14 protein-coding genes are annotated in these 14,775 nt (G+C 33.3%); 5 read left to right on the top strand and 9 right to left on the bottom strand.

The genetic code is table 11. The features are described 5' to 3' along the window. The first annotated feature begins 58 nt into the window (after positions 1-58). Both AC1RPG_RS05570 and AC1RPG_RS05565 read left to right on the top strand, forming a co-directional pair. Positions 59-1,330, top strand: coding sequence for a replication-associated recombination protein A (locus AC1RPG_RS05570; RefSeq protein WP_481761661.1), 1,272 nt, complete (start codon positions 59-61; stop codon positions 1,328-1,330). 692 nt (positions 1,331-2,022) lie between these two features. Then, positions 2,023-2,508, top strand: coding sequence for a universal stress protein (locus AC1RPG_RS05565; RefSeq protein ID WP_409022337.1), 486 nt, complete (start codon positions 2,023-2,025; stop codon positions 2,506-2,508). Positions 2,509-2,542: 34 nt separating this feature from the next. On the opposite strand, the gene AC1RPG_RS05560 is transcribed toward AC1RPG_RS05565, so the two are convergent. The 5 genes from AC1RPG_RS05560 to AC1RPG_RS05540 all read right to left on the bottom strand — a co-directional run bounded on the left by AC1RPG_RS05560 (position 2,543) and on the right by AC1RPG_RS05540 (position 7,427). Then, a complete protein-coding gene (locus tag AC1RPG_RS05560; protein WP_481761660.1) occupies positions 2,543-3,100 on the bottom strand; it encodes a DNA-3-methyladenine glycosylase I in 558 nt (185 codons plus the stop codon). A gap of 72 nt (positions 3,101-3,172) precedes the next feature. Continuing rightward, a complete protein-coding gene (locus AC1RPG_RS05555) occupies positions 3,173-4,279 on the bottom strand; it encodes a D-alanine--D-alanine ligase family protein (RefSeq protein ID WP_409022784.1) in 1,107 nt (368 codons plus the stop codon). Positions 4,280-4,381: 102 nt separating this feature from the next. Beyond that, positions 4,382-5,692: an NCS2 family permease gene (locus tag AC1RPG_RS05550; protein ID WP_481761659.1), complete on the bottom strand. Its 1,311-nt coding sequence runs from the start codon at positions 5,690-5,692 to the stop codon at positions 4,382-4,384. Positions 5,693-5,827: 135 nt separating this feature from the next. Next, the gene (locus AC1RPG_RS05545; protein WP_481761658.1) at positions 5,828-6,382 is read right to left on the bottom strand and encodes a 5-formyltetrahydrofolate cyclo-ligase; all 555 of its coding nucleotides are present in this window, start codon (positions 6,380-6,382) and stop codon (positions 5,828-5,830) included. Between the two features lie 4 nt (positions 6,383-6,386). Continuing rightward, positions 6,387-7,427, bottom strand: a complete 1,041-nt coding sequence (locus tag AC1RPG_RS05540) for a zinc-binding alcohol dehydrogenase family protein (RefSeq protein ID WP_481761657.1) — start codon at positions 7,425-7,427, stop codon at positions 6,387-6,389. 200 nt (positions 7,428-7,627) lie between these two features. Here AC1RPG_RS05540 and AC1RPG_RS05535 point away from each other — a divergent pair, with 200 nt between their 5' ends. After that, positions 7,628-8,344 carry a DUF975 family protein gene (locus AC1RPG_RS05535; protein ID WP_481761656.1) on the top strand — a complete coding sequence of 239 codons (717 nt, stop codon included), beginning with the start codon at positions 7,628-7,630 and terminating at the stop codon, positions 8,342-8,344. A gap of 30 nt (positions 8,345-8,374) precedes the next feature. On the opposite strand, the gene AC1RPG_RS05530 is transcribed toward AC1RPG_RS05535, so the two are convergent. Further along, positions 8,375-9,016: a DNA alkylation repair protein gene (locus AC1RPG_RS05530; RefSeq protein ID WP_481761655.1), complete on the bottom strand. Its 642-nt coding sequence runs from the start codon at positions 9,014-9,016 to the stop codon at positions 8,375-8,377. 92 nt (positions 9,017-9,108) lie between these two features. Here AC1RPG_RS05530 and AC1RPG_RS05525 point away from each other — a divergent pair, with 92 nt between their 5' ends. Both AC1RPG_RS05525 and AC1RPG_RS05520 read left to right on the top strand, forming a co-directional pair. Beyond that, positions 9,109-10,212, top strand: coding sequence for a baeRF6 domain-containing protein (locus tag AC1RPG_RS05525; RefSeq protein ID WP_481761654.1), 1,104 nt, complete (start codon positions 9,109-9,111; stop codon positions 10,210-10,212). 102 nt (positions 10,213-10,314) lie between these two features. Then, positions 10,315-10,785: a nucleoside 2-deoxyribosyltransferase gene (locus AC1RPG_RS05520; protein WP_481761653.1), complete on the top strand. Its 471-nt coding sequence runs from the start codon at positions 10,315-10,317 to the stop codon at positions 10,783-10,785. 92 nt (positions 10,786-10,877) lie between these two features. Here AC1RPG_RS05520 and AC1RPG_RS05515 read toward each other — a convergent pair whose 3' ends face one another. The 3 genes from AC1RPG_RS05515 to AC1RPG_RS05505 all read right to left on the bottom strand — a co-directional run bounded on the left by AC1RPG_RS05515 (position 10,878) and on the right by AC1RPG_RS05505 (position 14,752). After that, complete coding sequence (locus AC1RPG_RS05515; protein ID WP_481761652.1) at positions 10,878-12,782, bottom strand: M13 family metallopeptidase; 1,905 nt, start codon at positions 12,780-12,782, stop codon at positions 10,878-10,880. Between the two features lie 271 nt (positions 12,783-13,053). Beyond that, positions 13,054-13,824, bottom strand: coding sequence for an ABC transporter permease (locus AC1RPG_RS05510; protein WP_481761651.1), 771 nt, complete (start codon positions 13,822-13,824; stop codon positions 13,054-13,056). Beyond that, a complete protein-coding gene (locus AC1RPG_RS05505; protein WP_481761650.1) occupies positions 13,817-14,752 on the bottom strand; it encodes an ABC transporter ATP-binding protein in 936 nt (311 codons plus the stop codon). Before AC1RPG_RS05505 ends, AC1RPG_RS05510 begins: the two co-directional genes overlap by 8 nt. Positions 14,753-14,775 lie beyond the last annotated feature (23 nt).

Below are 14,775 nucleotides of genomic sequence, written 5' to 3'. Positions count from 1 at the left end.
TTAAATTTATGCAATATGCTATACTATTCTTTAGTAATCAACGTGAAAGGAGCCACATATGTTACAACCACTTGCATTCAGAATGCGACCAACTAAAATTGAAGAAGTCGTTGGCCAACAACACCTTGTTGGTCCAGGTAAAATTATCAAACGAATGGTCGAAGCAAAACTGCTTTCATCTATGATTTTATACGGACCACCTGGCACTGGTAAAACGAGTATCGCCAGTGCTATTGCCGGATCAACTCAGTATGCATTTCGTAAATTAAATGCTGCAACTGATTCTAAGAAAGACCTTGAAATCGTAGCTGAAGAAGCAAAAATGAGCGGTACTGTTATTTTACTTTTAGATGAAATCCATCGATTAACGAAACCTAAACAAGACTTCTTATTACCCCACTTAGAAAGTGGCCAAATTATTTTAATCGGTGCAACAACAGAAAATCCTTACATTACCATCAATCCAGCTATTAGAAGTCGAACACAAATCTTTGAAGTTAAACCTTTAGACGAAAATGATATTGAAACTGCACTTGATCGTGCACTAGTAGATAAAAATATTGGTCTCGGAAATCTTAATATTAATTTAGAAGCTAATGCACGGTTACACTTAGCGCGAGCAACCAACGGAGATTTACGTAGTTCTTTGAATGCACTTGAACTAGCTGCTAAGTCAACCCCACCTGATAGTTCAGGTGTCATTACCTTATCACTATCAGTCATAGAAGAGTGTCTACAAAGAAAAGCATTAACCCATGATAAAGATGGCGATGCTCACTATGATGTTATTTCTGCTTTTCAAAAATCAGTAAGAGGTTCCGATGTTAACGCGGCTTTACATTACTTAGGACGTTTAATTCTTGCTGGTGATTTACCTACAATTGCAAGGCGTTTAATCACAATGGCATACGAAGATGTCGGATTAAGTAGCCCTGCAGCATGTGCTAGAACCTTAACTGCTGTACAGGCGGCAGAAAAAATTGGCTTTCCAGAGGCTAAAATACCTCTGTCTAACGCAGTAATTGATCTCTGCCTCTCACCCAAATCAGACTCGGCAAATGTTGCCATAAATAATGCAATTGCTGATATTGAAAAAGGTGGTTTTGGAGATATTCCTGCTCATTTAAAAGATTCACATTACAAAGGTGCTGCAGATTTAGGTCATGGTATTGGTTATAAATTTCCACATAACTATCCAAATGATTGGGTTGCCCAACAATATCTTCCAGATAAATTGAAAGATGCTAATTATTATGAGCCTAAAGCAAACGGGCGTTATGAACAAGGACTTAAAGAACAATATAGTAAATTACATCCATCAAAAAGATGATTTGTTGCCGCTTACATCATAATTGTTGCACCTTTTAAAAGTCTGTGCTATATTAAAGATGAAGTTCTGAAGTGTACGCGTTATCTTATTAGAATGTTGACCGAACAAATAATTATACCTAGGCGTCAACTTGATAGGCTAGCTAATTTCAAGCCTTTTCACTTGGTAGTTAGAGGCTAGTACAGTCGATGCCACCTGCTTCACTGCGGGCTCAACTCACGAAGATGATTAACGGCACTACGCGGATATTCCAAAGCTTTTGCTTTGATGGTCTGGGCAAACTATGTTTGCTCAGACTTTTTTTATTAAGAATAAAGGAGTCTTTAAATGTTAATTCGGATACTTTTAGCCGTTCTTTCACTCTTACTCTTGACTATCGGCTATTACTTATTCTCACATCGCAACAAAAATTTTATGATATTTAAACCTGAGTCAAACCAGGTGCTAAGCTCAATACTACTTGTCTTTGGGTTAATTATCTGTATTGAAAGCTTAGTTGGCTTAATTTCAGTAATCATTTTTATACCCATATTTTGTGGGATACTAGTTACTCTAGCCTGCCTTACGGTTGGTGCTTTAACAATTATTTTATCTTTTTTTATGCATTAATCTAACTTTGTAACCGTTTTTACTTCTATTTTCATTCGTTTTGTCGTAAAATAGAGGTATATAAAAGAAAGAGGTGGCCGACCATGTTACAACAATATAAAAATATTTTAGTTCCTGTAGATGGTTCTGATGAAGCAAAATTAGCATTCGAAAAAGCAGTACAAGTAGCTTTAAGAAATGGCGAAGATTCTACACTTCATCTTTTGCATGTTATTGACACTAGAGCATTCCAAAATATCTCAAGTTTTGATACGTCAATGGTTGAACAAGTTAGTGATACAGCAAAAGAGACATTGAATAAGTATATTGCACAAGCAAAAGCAGCTGGTCTTAAGAATGTTGACTACTCAATTGAGTATGGTTCTCCAAAAGTAGTTATTGCTAAAAATGTTCCTATTAATTTAGATATTGATTTAATTGTGATCGGCGCTACTGGATTGAATGCAGTCGAACGATTATTAATTGGTTCAGTTACAGAATACGTAACTCGAGTTGCTGTTTCTGATGTCTTAGTTGTTCGAACAGATTTAAATAACACACCTGCTCTTAAAAATAATCTTAAAAAATAAAAAAAGAAATTAGCCATAATTGGTTAATTTCTTTTTATTTTGTCTTGAATTTACATAAAGTAATATGGTCATCTACCATACCCATACTTTGCATCAATGAATAAATAATTTTAGGACCAACAAACTTAAACCCTAATTTCTTCAATTCTTTAGATAACTTTTTTGAAATGTCGGTTTCAGCTGGAACATCCTCTGCATGTCGCCAGAGATTATTAATTGGTTTATTTGCTACAAATTCCCATAAAAATGAATCAAATGATTGCCCATCTTGGTTCATTCTTATGATCGCCTGTGCATTCGCGATAATAGCGATAATTTTTTGCTTATTTCGAATAATATCTGCATTTTCCATTAGTTCCGCAATTTTATCTTCATCAAATTGACTAACTTTGTAAATTGAAAAATTTTCAAAAGCGTGATTAAAATGATTACGTTTATTTAAAACGGTCTTCCAGCTCAACCCTGCTTGCATTAATTCTAAACTCAATAATCTGAATAGTTGTTGATCGCCATAAAGCGGCTTTCCCCATTCTTCATCATGATAATCTTGCATTAACTGATTACCCGATTGGGCCCATGGGCATCTTTCCATATTCTATTCTCTCCTTCACTCAAATAAAAAAGATTACTAGTGCTGTCTCCAGACTAATAATCTTCTTAAAATTTAGATTTCAGGTAATTCAGTAAAGTCATAATGTAATTCTTTAACAGCGGCATGTTCGTCGAATGCTAATTGGATTAATTTATCAATTAATTCTGAATAACCAATTCCTGAAACTTCCCACAATTGTGGATAAAGCGAAATGTTTGTGAATCCAGGTAACGTATTTAGTTCACCAAGATATGGAATACCATCTTTAACTAAGAAATCAATTCGTGCTAAACCACGACAACCCAATGCTTCAAAAGCACGTAATGACATGTCTTGGATTTCTTTTGTTAATTCATCTGGTAATTCAACAGGCATTTCAAATTCCACACCTGAAGCATCAACGAATTTATTATTGTAATCGTAAAATACATCAGATTTAGGTACGATAACTGCACCTAATTTTGAAGCTTTTAAATCAGTATTTCCAAGAATTGAACATTCAATTTCATCAGGATTTTCGATTGATTCTTCAACTAAAAGCTTTGTGTCATATAAAAATGCATCTTCTATACCTTCAAGGAATTCTTTTTCGTTATGTGCCTTATGAATACCAACTGATGATCCTTGGTTAGCTGGTTTAATGAAAACAACTTCTCCAAGTTCCTTACTAATGTGTGCGTAAGTCATTTCAGCACGATTGTTGGCCTTAACAACCAAATATTTAGTATTTCTGATATTATTTAACGTTAACATTTTCTTAGTTAAATCTTTATCAAATGAAATTGCTGATGAACGAACATCACTACCAATATATGGTTTATCTAAAAGTTTAAATAATCCTTGAATTGTACCATCTTCACCCATATTACCATGAATAACTGGATAAAAAAGATCAATATCTTTAACTTCAGTTAAACTCATGATATTAGCTAACGGATTTGTAAAATCAATTGTTGGTAAGACATCTTCAACAACTTTTGCTTCTGGTTCGCCATCAAAAATGCGACGTGAAGCAGCATCTCCAAGTAGTACACCTTCCTTTGTAAACATGAATAAACTAACTTCGTACTTATTTTTATCCATTGCATCGTAGATATTATGTGCTGAACGTTTTGAAACGTCATGTTCTGATGAATTACCACCAAAAAGTAATCCAATGTGTATCTTTTCGCTTGTCATCATATTCTCCATTCCTATTGTATTATTTTTGTTCGCTTTAAACTCTTAGTCTAAATAATACCATGTTTATAGTAGATCTGTCATTTACGTTTGCTATTTTATTTAAACATTTAAAATCCACATGAAAAGTAAGAACACAAAGAACAGTCCGTACATGATTGGATGAACATCTTTTCGACGACCAGCAGCAATCATTGTAATTGGATAAAAAATCATTCCCAAAGCAATCCCGTCAGAGATACTATAAGTTAATGGCATACCAATTACAATTAAAAATGCTGGAATTGCAATTTCCATTTTTGTCCATTCGATTTTTGTTAAAGATTGTGCCATCAATACACCAACAATAATTAATGCTGGAGCAGTGACCTGTGTTGTTACAACTGATAATAATGGCGAGAAAAATATCCCGACAATAAATAATAATCCAGTTGTAACAGCCGTTAAACCTGAGCGTCCACCAACGGCGATACCTGCTGAAGACTCAACATATGCACCAACTGGAGATGTTCCTAAAACAGAGCCAGCAAGCATTGCTGTTGAATCAGCAACTAAAGCTTTACCGACACGAGGCATTTTATTGTCTTTCATGAATCCGGCTTGTTGAGCTAACCCAACAAGTGTTCCAGCAGTATCAAAGAAAGTAACTAACAAGAAGGTTAAAACGACTACCCATAACTGAACCGTGTTAATATCACTAATATGTTTAACGCCTTGCATAAATGTTGGGGCCAAACTTGGGGCACCGGCAACAACTTGTGTTGGCATTTTAATTAATCCTGTGATGAATCCTAGAATAACTGTTGCAAACATCCCAATAAAAATACCACCTGGAACACGTCTAACCATTAAAATTGCAGTAACAATTAAGCCAAAGATTGTTAACCATGTTGTACCAACGGTCAATGGACCTAGGCCCACAACTGTGGATTTGTTTGCGATAATTAAGCCACCATCTTGTAAACCGATAAAAGCAATAAATAAACCAATACCACTTGAGATAGCGTATTTTAAGTTACTTGGAATAGCATTAATAATCATTTCGCGTAGTTTAAAAATAGTAATTAAAATAAAAATTAGTGATGCTACAAATACACCTGCTAAAGCTGTTTGCCATGGAATTCCCATACCTATAACAACTGAATATGAGAAAAAGGCATTAATACCCAATGCGGGAGCTGTTGCTATTGGGTATTTAGCTAAAATACCCATTAAAATACAGCCTAAAGCACTTGATAATGCAGTTGCAGTAAATACTGCCCCTTTGTCCATCCCCGAAGCACTTAAAATCGTAGGATTAACAAATAATATGTAAGCCATTGATATAAACGTTGTAAAACCAGCTAACATTTCGCGTTTAACCGTTGTATGTAACTGATCAATTTCAAAATATGATTTAATGCGATTAATCATTTTAAATCTCCTTTTCATAAATACATTTGTTCGTGTTTATCTCATTAATGAGCAATTACAATTTTACTATATTCGTATATTAATGTAAATAATATTATTAAACTGTATTTTGTTAAGGATTTATTCAAATAGAACTTATACTGTAATAATTTTATCAATTTTAATATCAAACTGATTACTTGTCCATTTCTCAGAAATTACATTTTGAACGTCCAAACAAAGTGAAATTGTTTTTGGTTGATATTTTGCAATATACCGATCATAATAACCACCGCCAAAGCCAATCCTTTGATTATTCTCTAAATTAAACCCAACTCCTGGTACAATCACTAAATCTAAATTATTCTTTTCAAGTGCAACATTATATTCAGGTTCTAATAGTCCATAATCACTTTTTATAAGCACCTGTTCAATAGATAAGTAAGGTAAAAATGCAAGTTGCTTTTCAGGCATCGTTTTTGGTATATACACCCTCTTACCTTGAGACAGTGCCGCCAATAGTAATTCGTTAGTACTAAACTCAATCGATTGACTAATTGTTAATCCGATTGAATCAGCCGATTCCCATTCTTCAGATTGTAAAACTTTATCAATAATTGCCTTCTCCTGATTCCTTTTTTCAAGGACCTTATTTTTTGCCAAATCAACCATCTTGTTAATAATCATTTTTCTAATTTCTTTTTTACTCAATAGCTTATACCTCCGCGTTAAATTCACCAGTTATTACAAACTTTCCAATCATCTTACCATTTTCAACAACTTCAGAAGCCGTTCGTAAATTATCGGCGTTAATCCCCACCAATGATTTAGTCATCGTTGATTTTAGTTTGCCTTCATCTAATAACGTGGCTAAGCGATTTAATGTTTTACCTTGAGAGCTCATATCTGCCGTGTAATATACACCTTTAGTAAAAACTGTTAGCCATTTAAACTCATTACTTTTATTTTTTAATTTACCAATTGGTAAATTATCAGATGTGCCCACAATTGAAGTAATAATACCCTGAGGTCTGATGATATCTGCTGCTAAATCAAAATAAGTTTCTGTTGAGTGCAATATTAGAATACCATCAACTTCATTAATATTTAATTTAACTAATTGTTTCTTCAAATCTTTTCGGTGATTAATGACAATATCAGCGCCCATCTTTTTAACCCAATCGCTCGTTTCTAATCTTGAAGCGGTCGTGATAACAGTCAAACCAGCCCATTTAGCAAGTTGAATAGCAATAGAGCCTACACCACCAGCTCCATTAATAATTAAAACTGATTTTCCACTATTGGCATTTTTCTCTGGAATGAAATTTAATTTTTCAAATAATGCTTCCCATGCTGTTACACCTGTTAGTGGCATAGCGGCTGCTTCACTGTCTGTTATTTTCTTGGGTGCATTTCCAACTAGTCGTTCATCAACTAGCTGATACTCAGCATTACTTCCTGAACGATTATTGACACCTAAATAAAAAACCTTATCACCACTATTAAATTGTGTTACTTCTGATCCTATTTCAGAGACGACCCCGATTGCATCGAAACCTAAAATAAGTAATTTTTCTTCAGAATCAATTAACATTCTTGATTTATAATCTATTGGATTCACTGAAATACCCGTTACCTTCACAAGAATATCATGATTTTCAGGTGTCGGTTTATCGATTTTGACATCTCGTAATGCATTTTTATCTTCTGTCGGAAATTTTCCAAATGCTGCGATGGCCTTCATTTTATTTACCATTAGCTCACTCTTCTTCCATTAATATAGATTACGCTATTCATCTTACTACAATCTAACAAAAAGTTTGGTTTGTTTCACTTTTATACCGTCTAAAAATATTGAAATACTCACATTCTCAATCTGTCAGTATAGACTTAATATTTGGTTTAATGTATGCTTAAAATATTATTAAAACATATACAATTAAGGAGACACACATCATGGAAAAACCACTAAAAACGAGACAACAACTGAAATCTGAATCAAAGGCATTACTTAAAGGACACTGGAAGTCAGCTATCCTAGTTAGCTTACTAGCAATCCTTATTTTTATTGTTTATTCTCGCTTATATTCTACTGAGTACGCAGACATTATGAATTTATATTCTACTGAAAATAATAACCAATCATCAGCTATCAGTCCTATAATTTCAGCAACTGTCGTTGTTCTTTATCTTATTTTTCAAATTCTACTTGTAGGTGTTTCATATACATTCTTAACTTGGGTCAGTTCACAAAAAACACCAGAACATGCATTTACACAAAGTTTCCAAGTTTTCTCAAATGAATTATTTTTCCCATCTATTGGTATCGCCATTCTCAAAACCATTTATAGTACACTTTGGACTCTCTTGCTTATTGTCCCAGGAATTATTAAATACTATTCTTATTCACAAGTCTTTATGATTAACAAAGACTTAACAGATAACCCAAATCATCCTGACATCAGTATTAATAAAAAAATAACGTTAAGCCGTGAATTAATGAACGGACACAAATTTGATTTATTCGTAATAGAGTTAAGTCTGGTTGGTTGGTACCTATTATCAATCGTGACACTTGGAATTGGTTATATTTGGTACATGCCTTATCAACAAGCAATTAAAGCAAATTTCTACAGAGACCTTGCCGGAGATAAATTCTTAACCTTAAAATAAGCAAAAAAGACTGAATAAAATCAGTCTTTTTTATTTTGTCTTCACATGTTTAAGTCCTTCTCGCACAGCTAGCTTTGATAGATCATGGCTCTCAATAAAAGTTATAACCCAATTTTCATCAGTCTTAGCATACTCACGTAATGACCAACCAATCGCTTTTTGGATGAAAAATTCATCTGTTGTTCTATCATTCAAAATCATCTTTGATAAGTAAGCTAGATTAGTTTCTTCACGATAGCCTAACTGAAGATTTATACCCACACGACGCATCCAGAAATTATCATGGTTTTCAAATTGCTTACTAATATCGTTAAAATTTATCGGACTTAATTTTAAAAAGTCACTAATAACCTTACGTAAAGCATCTACTGAATCCCACCATGGTTTAACCTTAATTAACTCAACCAATACTTGGACTTCATCAACCGTCAATCGTTTAAGATTTTTTTGTGCTAAGTCGATTGCAACATATTGATACTCTCTTTCTTCACGACCATAATAAGCTAAAATTTGTGAGATTAACTCTTCTAGAGGCCAACTCTTAGATTCTTTCATCAAGTCCTTTGTTAGTTCACGTCGACTTGGTGTCTTAATCCCTAAGTAAGAAAAATTATTTTTCATGTAAGCTTCCATTTTTTTAATATTTTTGTTATCTTTTTCTAAATAAATCATATTTACTCCTTTTATGAAAACGTAACCATATAAGTTGGATAACCGTTTTCATGATGTTATACTAAAGGTAATCATATAAAGGGGGAACCATTATGTCAATGCATAACAATTTGAAAAAATTACTCACAATCAAAGAAGAACCCATTGTATCAATCTTTATCAAAACATATCCAGGTATTAATTTTGCTGCGAAGAATCAGTTAAAACTAAAAACTAGTTTAAAAACTGCCAAAGAAGCTCATTCGGATGTACCTAAGAAAACTTGGGAACTAATTGAAACACAATTGGTTAATTTTATTAATGAAATTGCAGATAAAATCGGTCAATTCCCTAGTATCGCACTTTACTTAACACCTAACGATTACTTTAAATTTAATTTAAATCACGCTATTGAAGTAGATAAAGTTATTGTTGGTCCTGAAGCATACACTTTACCTTTATTAGCTCAACAAGCAACAAAATTATCAGGAACAATCCTAAGCTTACACCGTGATTCATTTGAATTACATCAATTCAAAGAAGGTGTCTTATTGAAACAAGAACTCCCAGAGGATGCTCCTATCGACATGGTATCAACTCTTGGTCCTGAAAGTACAGATACCACGACCACTCATGGCCCTACTGGCGCCCTCCATGGGTTAAATACTAAGGATGAAGAAAAAGCGATTGATAATAGAAATTACTACTTGGCAATTGAAAAATTCCTAGTTACCCATCCCGAATTAATTTATAAACGTCTTTTCCTTATTGGACTACCTAAAAATCAAAGCTTATTCCATGAATTAACAAAATTAAAATCAGTTAATTCAGAAATTACAATTAAAAAATCACCTAGTGCCCTAACAACTACAGAAATTGAAAAAGATTTGTTAGATCAAAATCAAATTTTAATCAATCAAACAATTGATCATTTATTGGATCGTGCTCGTTCACTTGATGAAGTTAATCCAAGCAAAACAAACCCAATCGATTTGTTTGCTCTATTAACGCAACATCGTGTTAATACTTTATTAATTAACGAAGACGCTGTATTCCCTGGTTTAATTAGTGATGGTCAAATTATCGATACTGAACCTGGAAAAACAACCAATAACTTATTAAATGATTTAGCTAACTTTACTTTACGTAATAGTGGTAACGTTTACGTTATTTCAGCTGACCACTTTAATTCAGGTCAATTCGTTTACGGTGTTTAGAAATTGAAAAAGAAGACTTCATTGTCTTCTTTTTTTGTGCCCATTTTTAAAATGTCATGCTATACTTAAAAAAGCAAATATATATTCCAGGAGACGATATTAATGAATAAAGTTTATTTAGCAGGTCCATTTTTTAGCGACAAACAACGTGAACGTGTTTCTCAAGTTGTTGCAGCATTAAAAGAGAACAAAACAATTGATAGTGACAATATTTACTTGCCCCAAGATAATCAAAGTAAACAATATGAACAATTCAGTCAACAATGGCAACGTGCAGTTTATTTAGCTGACACACGCCAAGTTCATCGCGCAGACGTTGTTGTTGCTATCTTAGACTACAAAGAAGACGAAGATAACGAACCTGACTCTGGTACTATGTTTGAAGTTGGTATGGCAGTAGAAGCTCATATTCCAGTTATCTTAGTTCAATTTGAAGCTGGTCGTGTTATCAATCTAATGTTATCTGAAAGTTTAACTGCTTTCTTTGATGAGAGTAAAAATGGCTTAAATGAACTTTCTGAATATAATTTCAACGTTTTGGAAGAAAAAATTACAGAGAACGAAGTATTATAATATGCTACCTTTAAGTATTACGGATAAACAATCGCAGCAAAAAGGACATTATCATTTTGATAATGTCCTTTTAATTTGTCTTAATTAATCATTTACCAAATATTAACGCGTTCATCGACTGCTTTATACATTGCATCACTTGCAACAATATCAAAGGCATCATAAAATTCTGCTAAATTTTGAACTTGAATATTAGCACGCAACTTAGCAGGGGCATGAACATCAATTGATAATAACAATTGCATATACTGTGTTGAAGCCTTCATTCGCCATACTTGTGCCCAATTAATGAAAAATGCTTCAAAATCAGTATCGTCTTCAGATTTAGCCGCTTCAAGTGCACAACTAAGCCCACCAGCATCAGCAATATTTTCAGAAACTGTTAAAGTCCCATTAACTTTTTGGCCTGCGAATTCAGTTCCGTCAAATTCAGTAATCATTTGTTGTGATAATTCTTTAAAATGGGTCAAATCGGCTTCACTCCACCAATTATTCAAATTACCATACTCATCAAATAGCGCACCATTATTATCAAAAGCATGTGAAATCTCGTGCGCAATAACTGCTCCAATACCACCATAGTTAGCACTACTACTCTGCTCTAAACTATAAAATGGTGCTTGTAAAATAGCCGCTGGAAAGACAATGATATTTTTAAAGGGATGATAATAAGCATTAACTGTTGCTGCACTCATCTCCCAAAGATCACGATCGACAGGTTTATCCCACTTACTAAACATATCTTCAGTGGCTAATTTATCAAAGGCCATTGCATTCTCTAGCAATGTTTTTTCCATATTAACGTGCATTTTTTGATAAAGCGGGTTAATTTTATCTGGATACCCAACTTGAATACCTAATTTACTTAATTTTAAAATTGCCTTATCACGTGTAGTACTTGTTAACCAATTATTAGTAGCCAATCTATTTTGATAAACATTAATCATCTTTTCAACCATCTGTTGAACGTCTGCTTTAGCATCTTCACCAAAGTATTTATATCCATAATATTCGCCCACAACCCCACTATAGGTTCCCATGGCTAGATAATAAGCAAACTTTTGTTGTTTTTTCGGTGCCTTGCTTCCAGATAATGCACGCCCGTATTCACCAGCAATAACACGTAAGTCATCTGATAAATATGAACTAAGACTCCCTACTGTTTTAACAATTAACCAACTTTTAAATTCTGTAAAATGAGTTGTATTCACGAGTTCATCAATAGATGATAAAAATTTAGGTTCAGTCACAATTATTTTTTCTGGTTCATTCCCATTTAAAAGATTTTTAACAATTGATTTTAAATCTAAATTACTACTTTGTGAACTAAATTCTGTGAAACTTTGTGGGTTGTACGCTTTACTATAATCAGCTGATTCTTCAGCACTCTTGACATTTGGCACTAAGTTACGATCAAAAGTTAGTGCCTCTGTAATAACATGATTTGCATTTTCTTCACTATAATCTAAAGCAACTAATAACTTAGTCATCATCGCCCTAAATGCTTTAAGTAAACCTTCAGCTTGTGAATTATCTCGTTCATAATACGTTTTATCTGGTAAAACCAAACTCGGAGCTGCCACAAATAAAGCATTAATTTTAGCATTTTTCATATCAGCATCAACATCAAACCCAAGTGGTGTTGGATAACCCGCACGAACAAAATCTGCCCATTTAGTATCGAAATCAGCTAAACTTGTTAAATTTTCTAAAGGTGCTAAAACTTTTTTCAATGGTAAGGTTCCTTCTGATTCACGTCGATCAAAATCAGCTGCTAAGGCATAATAGTTTAAAAATTCTTGCATTAATGGTGCTTTAACACTAGAATCAGCTGACATTTTTTCAAAATCAGCCATCAAAGTTTTATCAATTTCATCAGCTAAATCATTAAAACCACCCGTCGCAGGTTTATCATCAGGAATTTTGGCAGTTTTTAACCATTCACCATTTACTGCTTCGTATAAATCATCTTTAATTAATTGTTTATTTATAGTCATTATTTATCTCCTTTTTAGTTTTATATGTAGCTAGTATAAACGTTATTCTAGTGTTTTAATAATAATTTACTTGAAAAACAGACATTTTTTCAAAATATACCTTATATCTATCTTTTAAAGAGTCTACGATATCTATCTTTGGTACCATTTTTCGTACCCTAACAAAAAAACAAAAGCCATAAGACTTTTGTTTTTGGTGCTATCCAGATTCATTATTGATCAACCGTCACAGAATGATTAATAAGAAAGAAGGATTATTACATTGGCTATCCTAACTTCTCAAACCTCTACCTTTATTAATAAGATACCAACAAATCCAGTAAAGAACACCAATAAACAGAATAAGAATTATCATTGATAAAGCAAGTGATACATCAGTCTTACCTAAAAAACCATATCTAAATCCTGAAATCATATAAACAATTGGATTAATCTTAGAGATGGCCTGCCAAACTGGTGGTAACATTGAAATAGAATAGAAAACACCACCAAGATAAGTTAATGGCTGTAAAACAAACGTAGGTACAATTGACACATCATCAAATGACTGTGCAAAAATACCATTAATTAATCCTGCTAATGAAAATAAAATGGCTGTCATCAAAAGTGTGATAATAATAATGACCCACGAAAAAACATGAAGAGGTACAAAAAATAATGAAATAATAGTGACAAGTGCCCCAACTAAAACACTTCTTCCAAGTCCTCCAATAACAAATCCCCATATAATAATATGCGTTGGTACTGGTGCAACTAGTAATTCTTCAATATTTTTCTGAAATTTCTGAGAAAAAAATGACGAAGATACATTAGCATACGAACTAGTGATCACCGACATCATAATTAACCCTGGTACAATGAATTCCATATATGAAAATCCACCCATTGCACCAATTCGGCCACCAATCATTTTACCAAATATAATAAAATACAATGATGTTGTAATCACTGGTGGTACTAATGTCTGTACCCAAATTCTCAAATAACGATTAGTTTCTTTTATTGCGAGACTTTTTAATGCAGTAAAATATTGATTAAACATGTTTCTCCCCCACTTGGTGCTTTTCTTCCGTAATTTTCAAGAATAACTCTTCTAATCGATTCGATTTATTTCGCATAGAAAGAACTTTTATCCCTTGTTCATCAAATTGTTTAAAGATCCCATTAACACCTTGATTTCGTTCAACTTCGATAGAAATTGTTTGCGCGTCTTCAAAGGAATTTTTATACCCTATAATTTCTGGCTTTTTATCATACACATCTAAATCGAAAATAAACGTTTCAAATTGTAATTTTGATAATAAAGTTTTCATGCTCGTATTTTCAATCAACTCACCTGATTGAATAATACCGATATGACGACAAAGTGTTTCTGCTTCTTCTAAATAATGAGTCGTCAAGATAATCGTTGTGCCATTCTCATTCAATTCCTTTAAAAAAGACCACATTTCACGTCTCAACTCAATATCTACACCCGCAGTTGGTTCGTCTAAAATGAGCAACCGAGGTTCATGCATTAATGCCCTGGCAATCATCAATCTTCGTTTCATCCCACCAGAAAGCATTCGTGCACGTACATTACGTTTTTCCCATAAATCTGACTGTTTTAAATATTTTTCACTGCGCTCCATTGCTTCTTTATGAGGAACACCATAGTAACCAGCCTGATTAACAACAATTTGTTGAACCGTTTCAAAAGGATTAAAGTTAAATTCCTGTGGGACAAGTCCAATTTGTTGTTTGGCTTGTACCAAATTGGTATCAATATCGTAATCAAAAACCTTCACTGTTCCCGCTGTTTTATTCACAAGAGATGTAATAATACCAATTGTCGTTGATTTTCCCGCACCATTAGGCCCTAAAAGTGCATAAAAATCCCCTTCTTCTACAGCCAGATCAATACCACGTAACGCTTTAACACCCGTTGCATATTCTTTTTTTAAGCCTTTTATTTCCAGTGCATATATCATTTAATTATTATCCCCTTATTTAC

It is taken from the genome of Dellaglioa sp. CoH-57-MRSF-18, assembly GCF_056781995.1.
Note: the sequence above shows the minus strand (reverse complement) of the source record. Positions and strands in the feature narration are given on the sequence as shown.

Bases quoted from the DNA above. Each gene is read 5' to 3' on its own strand.
- AC1RPG_RS05570 (WP_481761661.1), top strand. From the start codon at position 59: ATGTTACAACCACTTGCATTCAGAATGCGACCAACTAAAATTGAAGAA.
- AC1RPG_RS05565 (WP_409022337.1), top strand. From the start codon at position 2,023: ATGTTACAACAATATAAAAATATTTTAGTTCCTGTAGATGGTTCTGAT.
- AC1RPG_RS05560 (WP_481761660.1), bottom strand. From the start codon at position 3,100: ATGGAAAGATGCCCATGGGCCCAATCGGGTAATCAGTTAATGCAAGAT.
- AC1RPG_RS05555 (WP_409022784.1), bottom strand. From the start codon at position 4,279: ATGACAAGCGAAAAGATACACATTGGATTACTTTTTGGTGGTAATTCA.
- AC1RPG_RS05550 (WP_481761659.1), bottom strand. From the start codon at position 5,692: ATGATTAATCGCATTAAATCATATTTTGAAATTGATCAGTTACATACA.
- AC1RPG_RS05540 (WP_481761657.1), bottom strand. From the start codon at position 7,427: ATGGTAAATAAAATGAAGGCCATCGCAGCATTTGGAAAATTTCCGACA.
- AC1RPG_RS05535 (WP_481761656.1), top strand. From the start codon at position 7,628: ATGGAAAAACCACTAAAAACGAGACAACAACTGAAATCTGAATCAAAG.
- AC1RPG_RS05530 (WP_481761655.1), bottom strand. From the start codon at position 9,016: ATGATTTATTTAGAAAAAGATAACAAAAATATTAAAAAAATGGAAGCT.
- AC1RPG_RS05525 (WP_481761654.1), top strand. From the start codon at position 9,109: ATGTCAATGCATAACAATTTGAAAAAATTACTCACAATCAAAGAAGAA.
- AC1RPG_RS05520 (WP_481761653.1), top strand. From the start codon at position 10,315: ATGAATAAAGTTTATTTAGCAGGTCCATTTTTTAGCGACAAACAACGT.
- AC1RPG_RS05515 (WP_481761652.1), bottom strand. From the start codon at position 12,782: ATGACTATAAATAAACAATTAATTAAAGATGATTTATACGAAGCAGTA.
- AC1RPG_RS05510 (WP_481761651.1), bottom strand. From the start codon at position 13,824: ATGTTTAATCAATATTTTACTGCATTAAAAAGTCTCGCAATAAAAGAA.
- AC1RPG_RS05505 (WP_481761650.1), bottom strand. From the start codon at position 14,752: ATGATATATGCACTGGAAATAAAAGGCTTAAAAAAAGAATATGCAACG.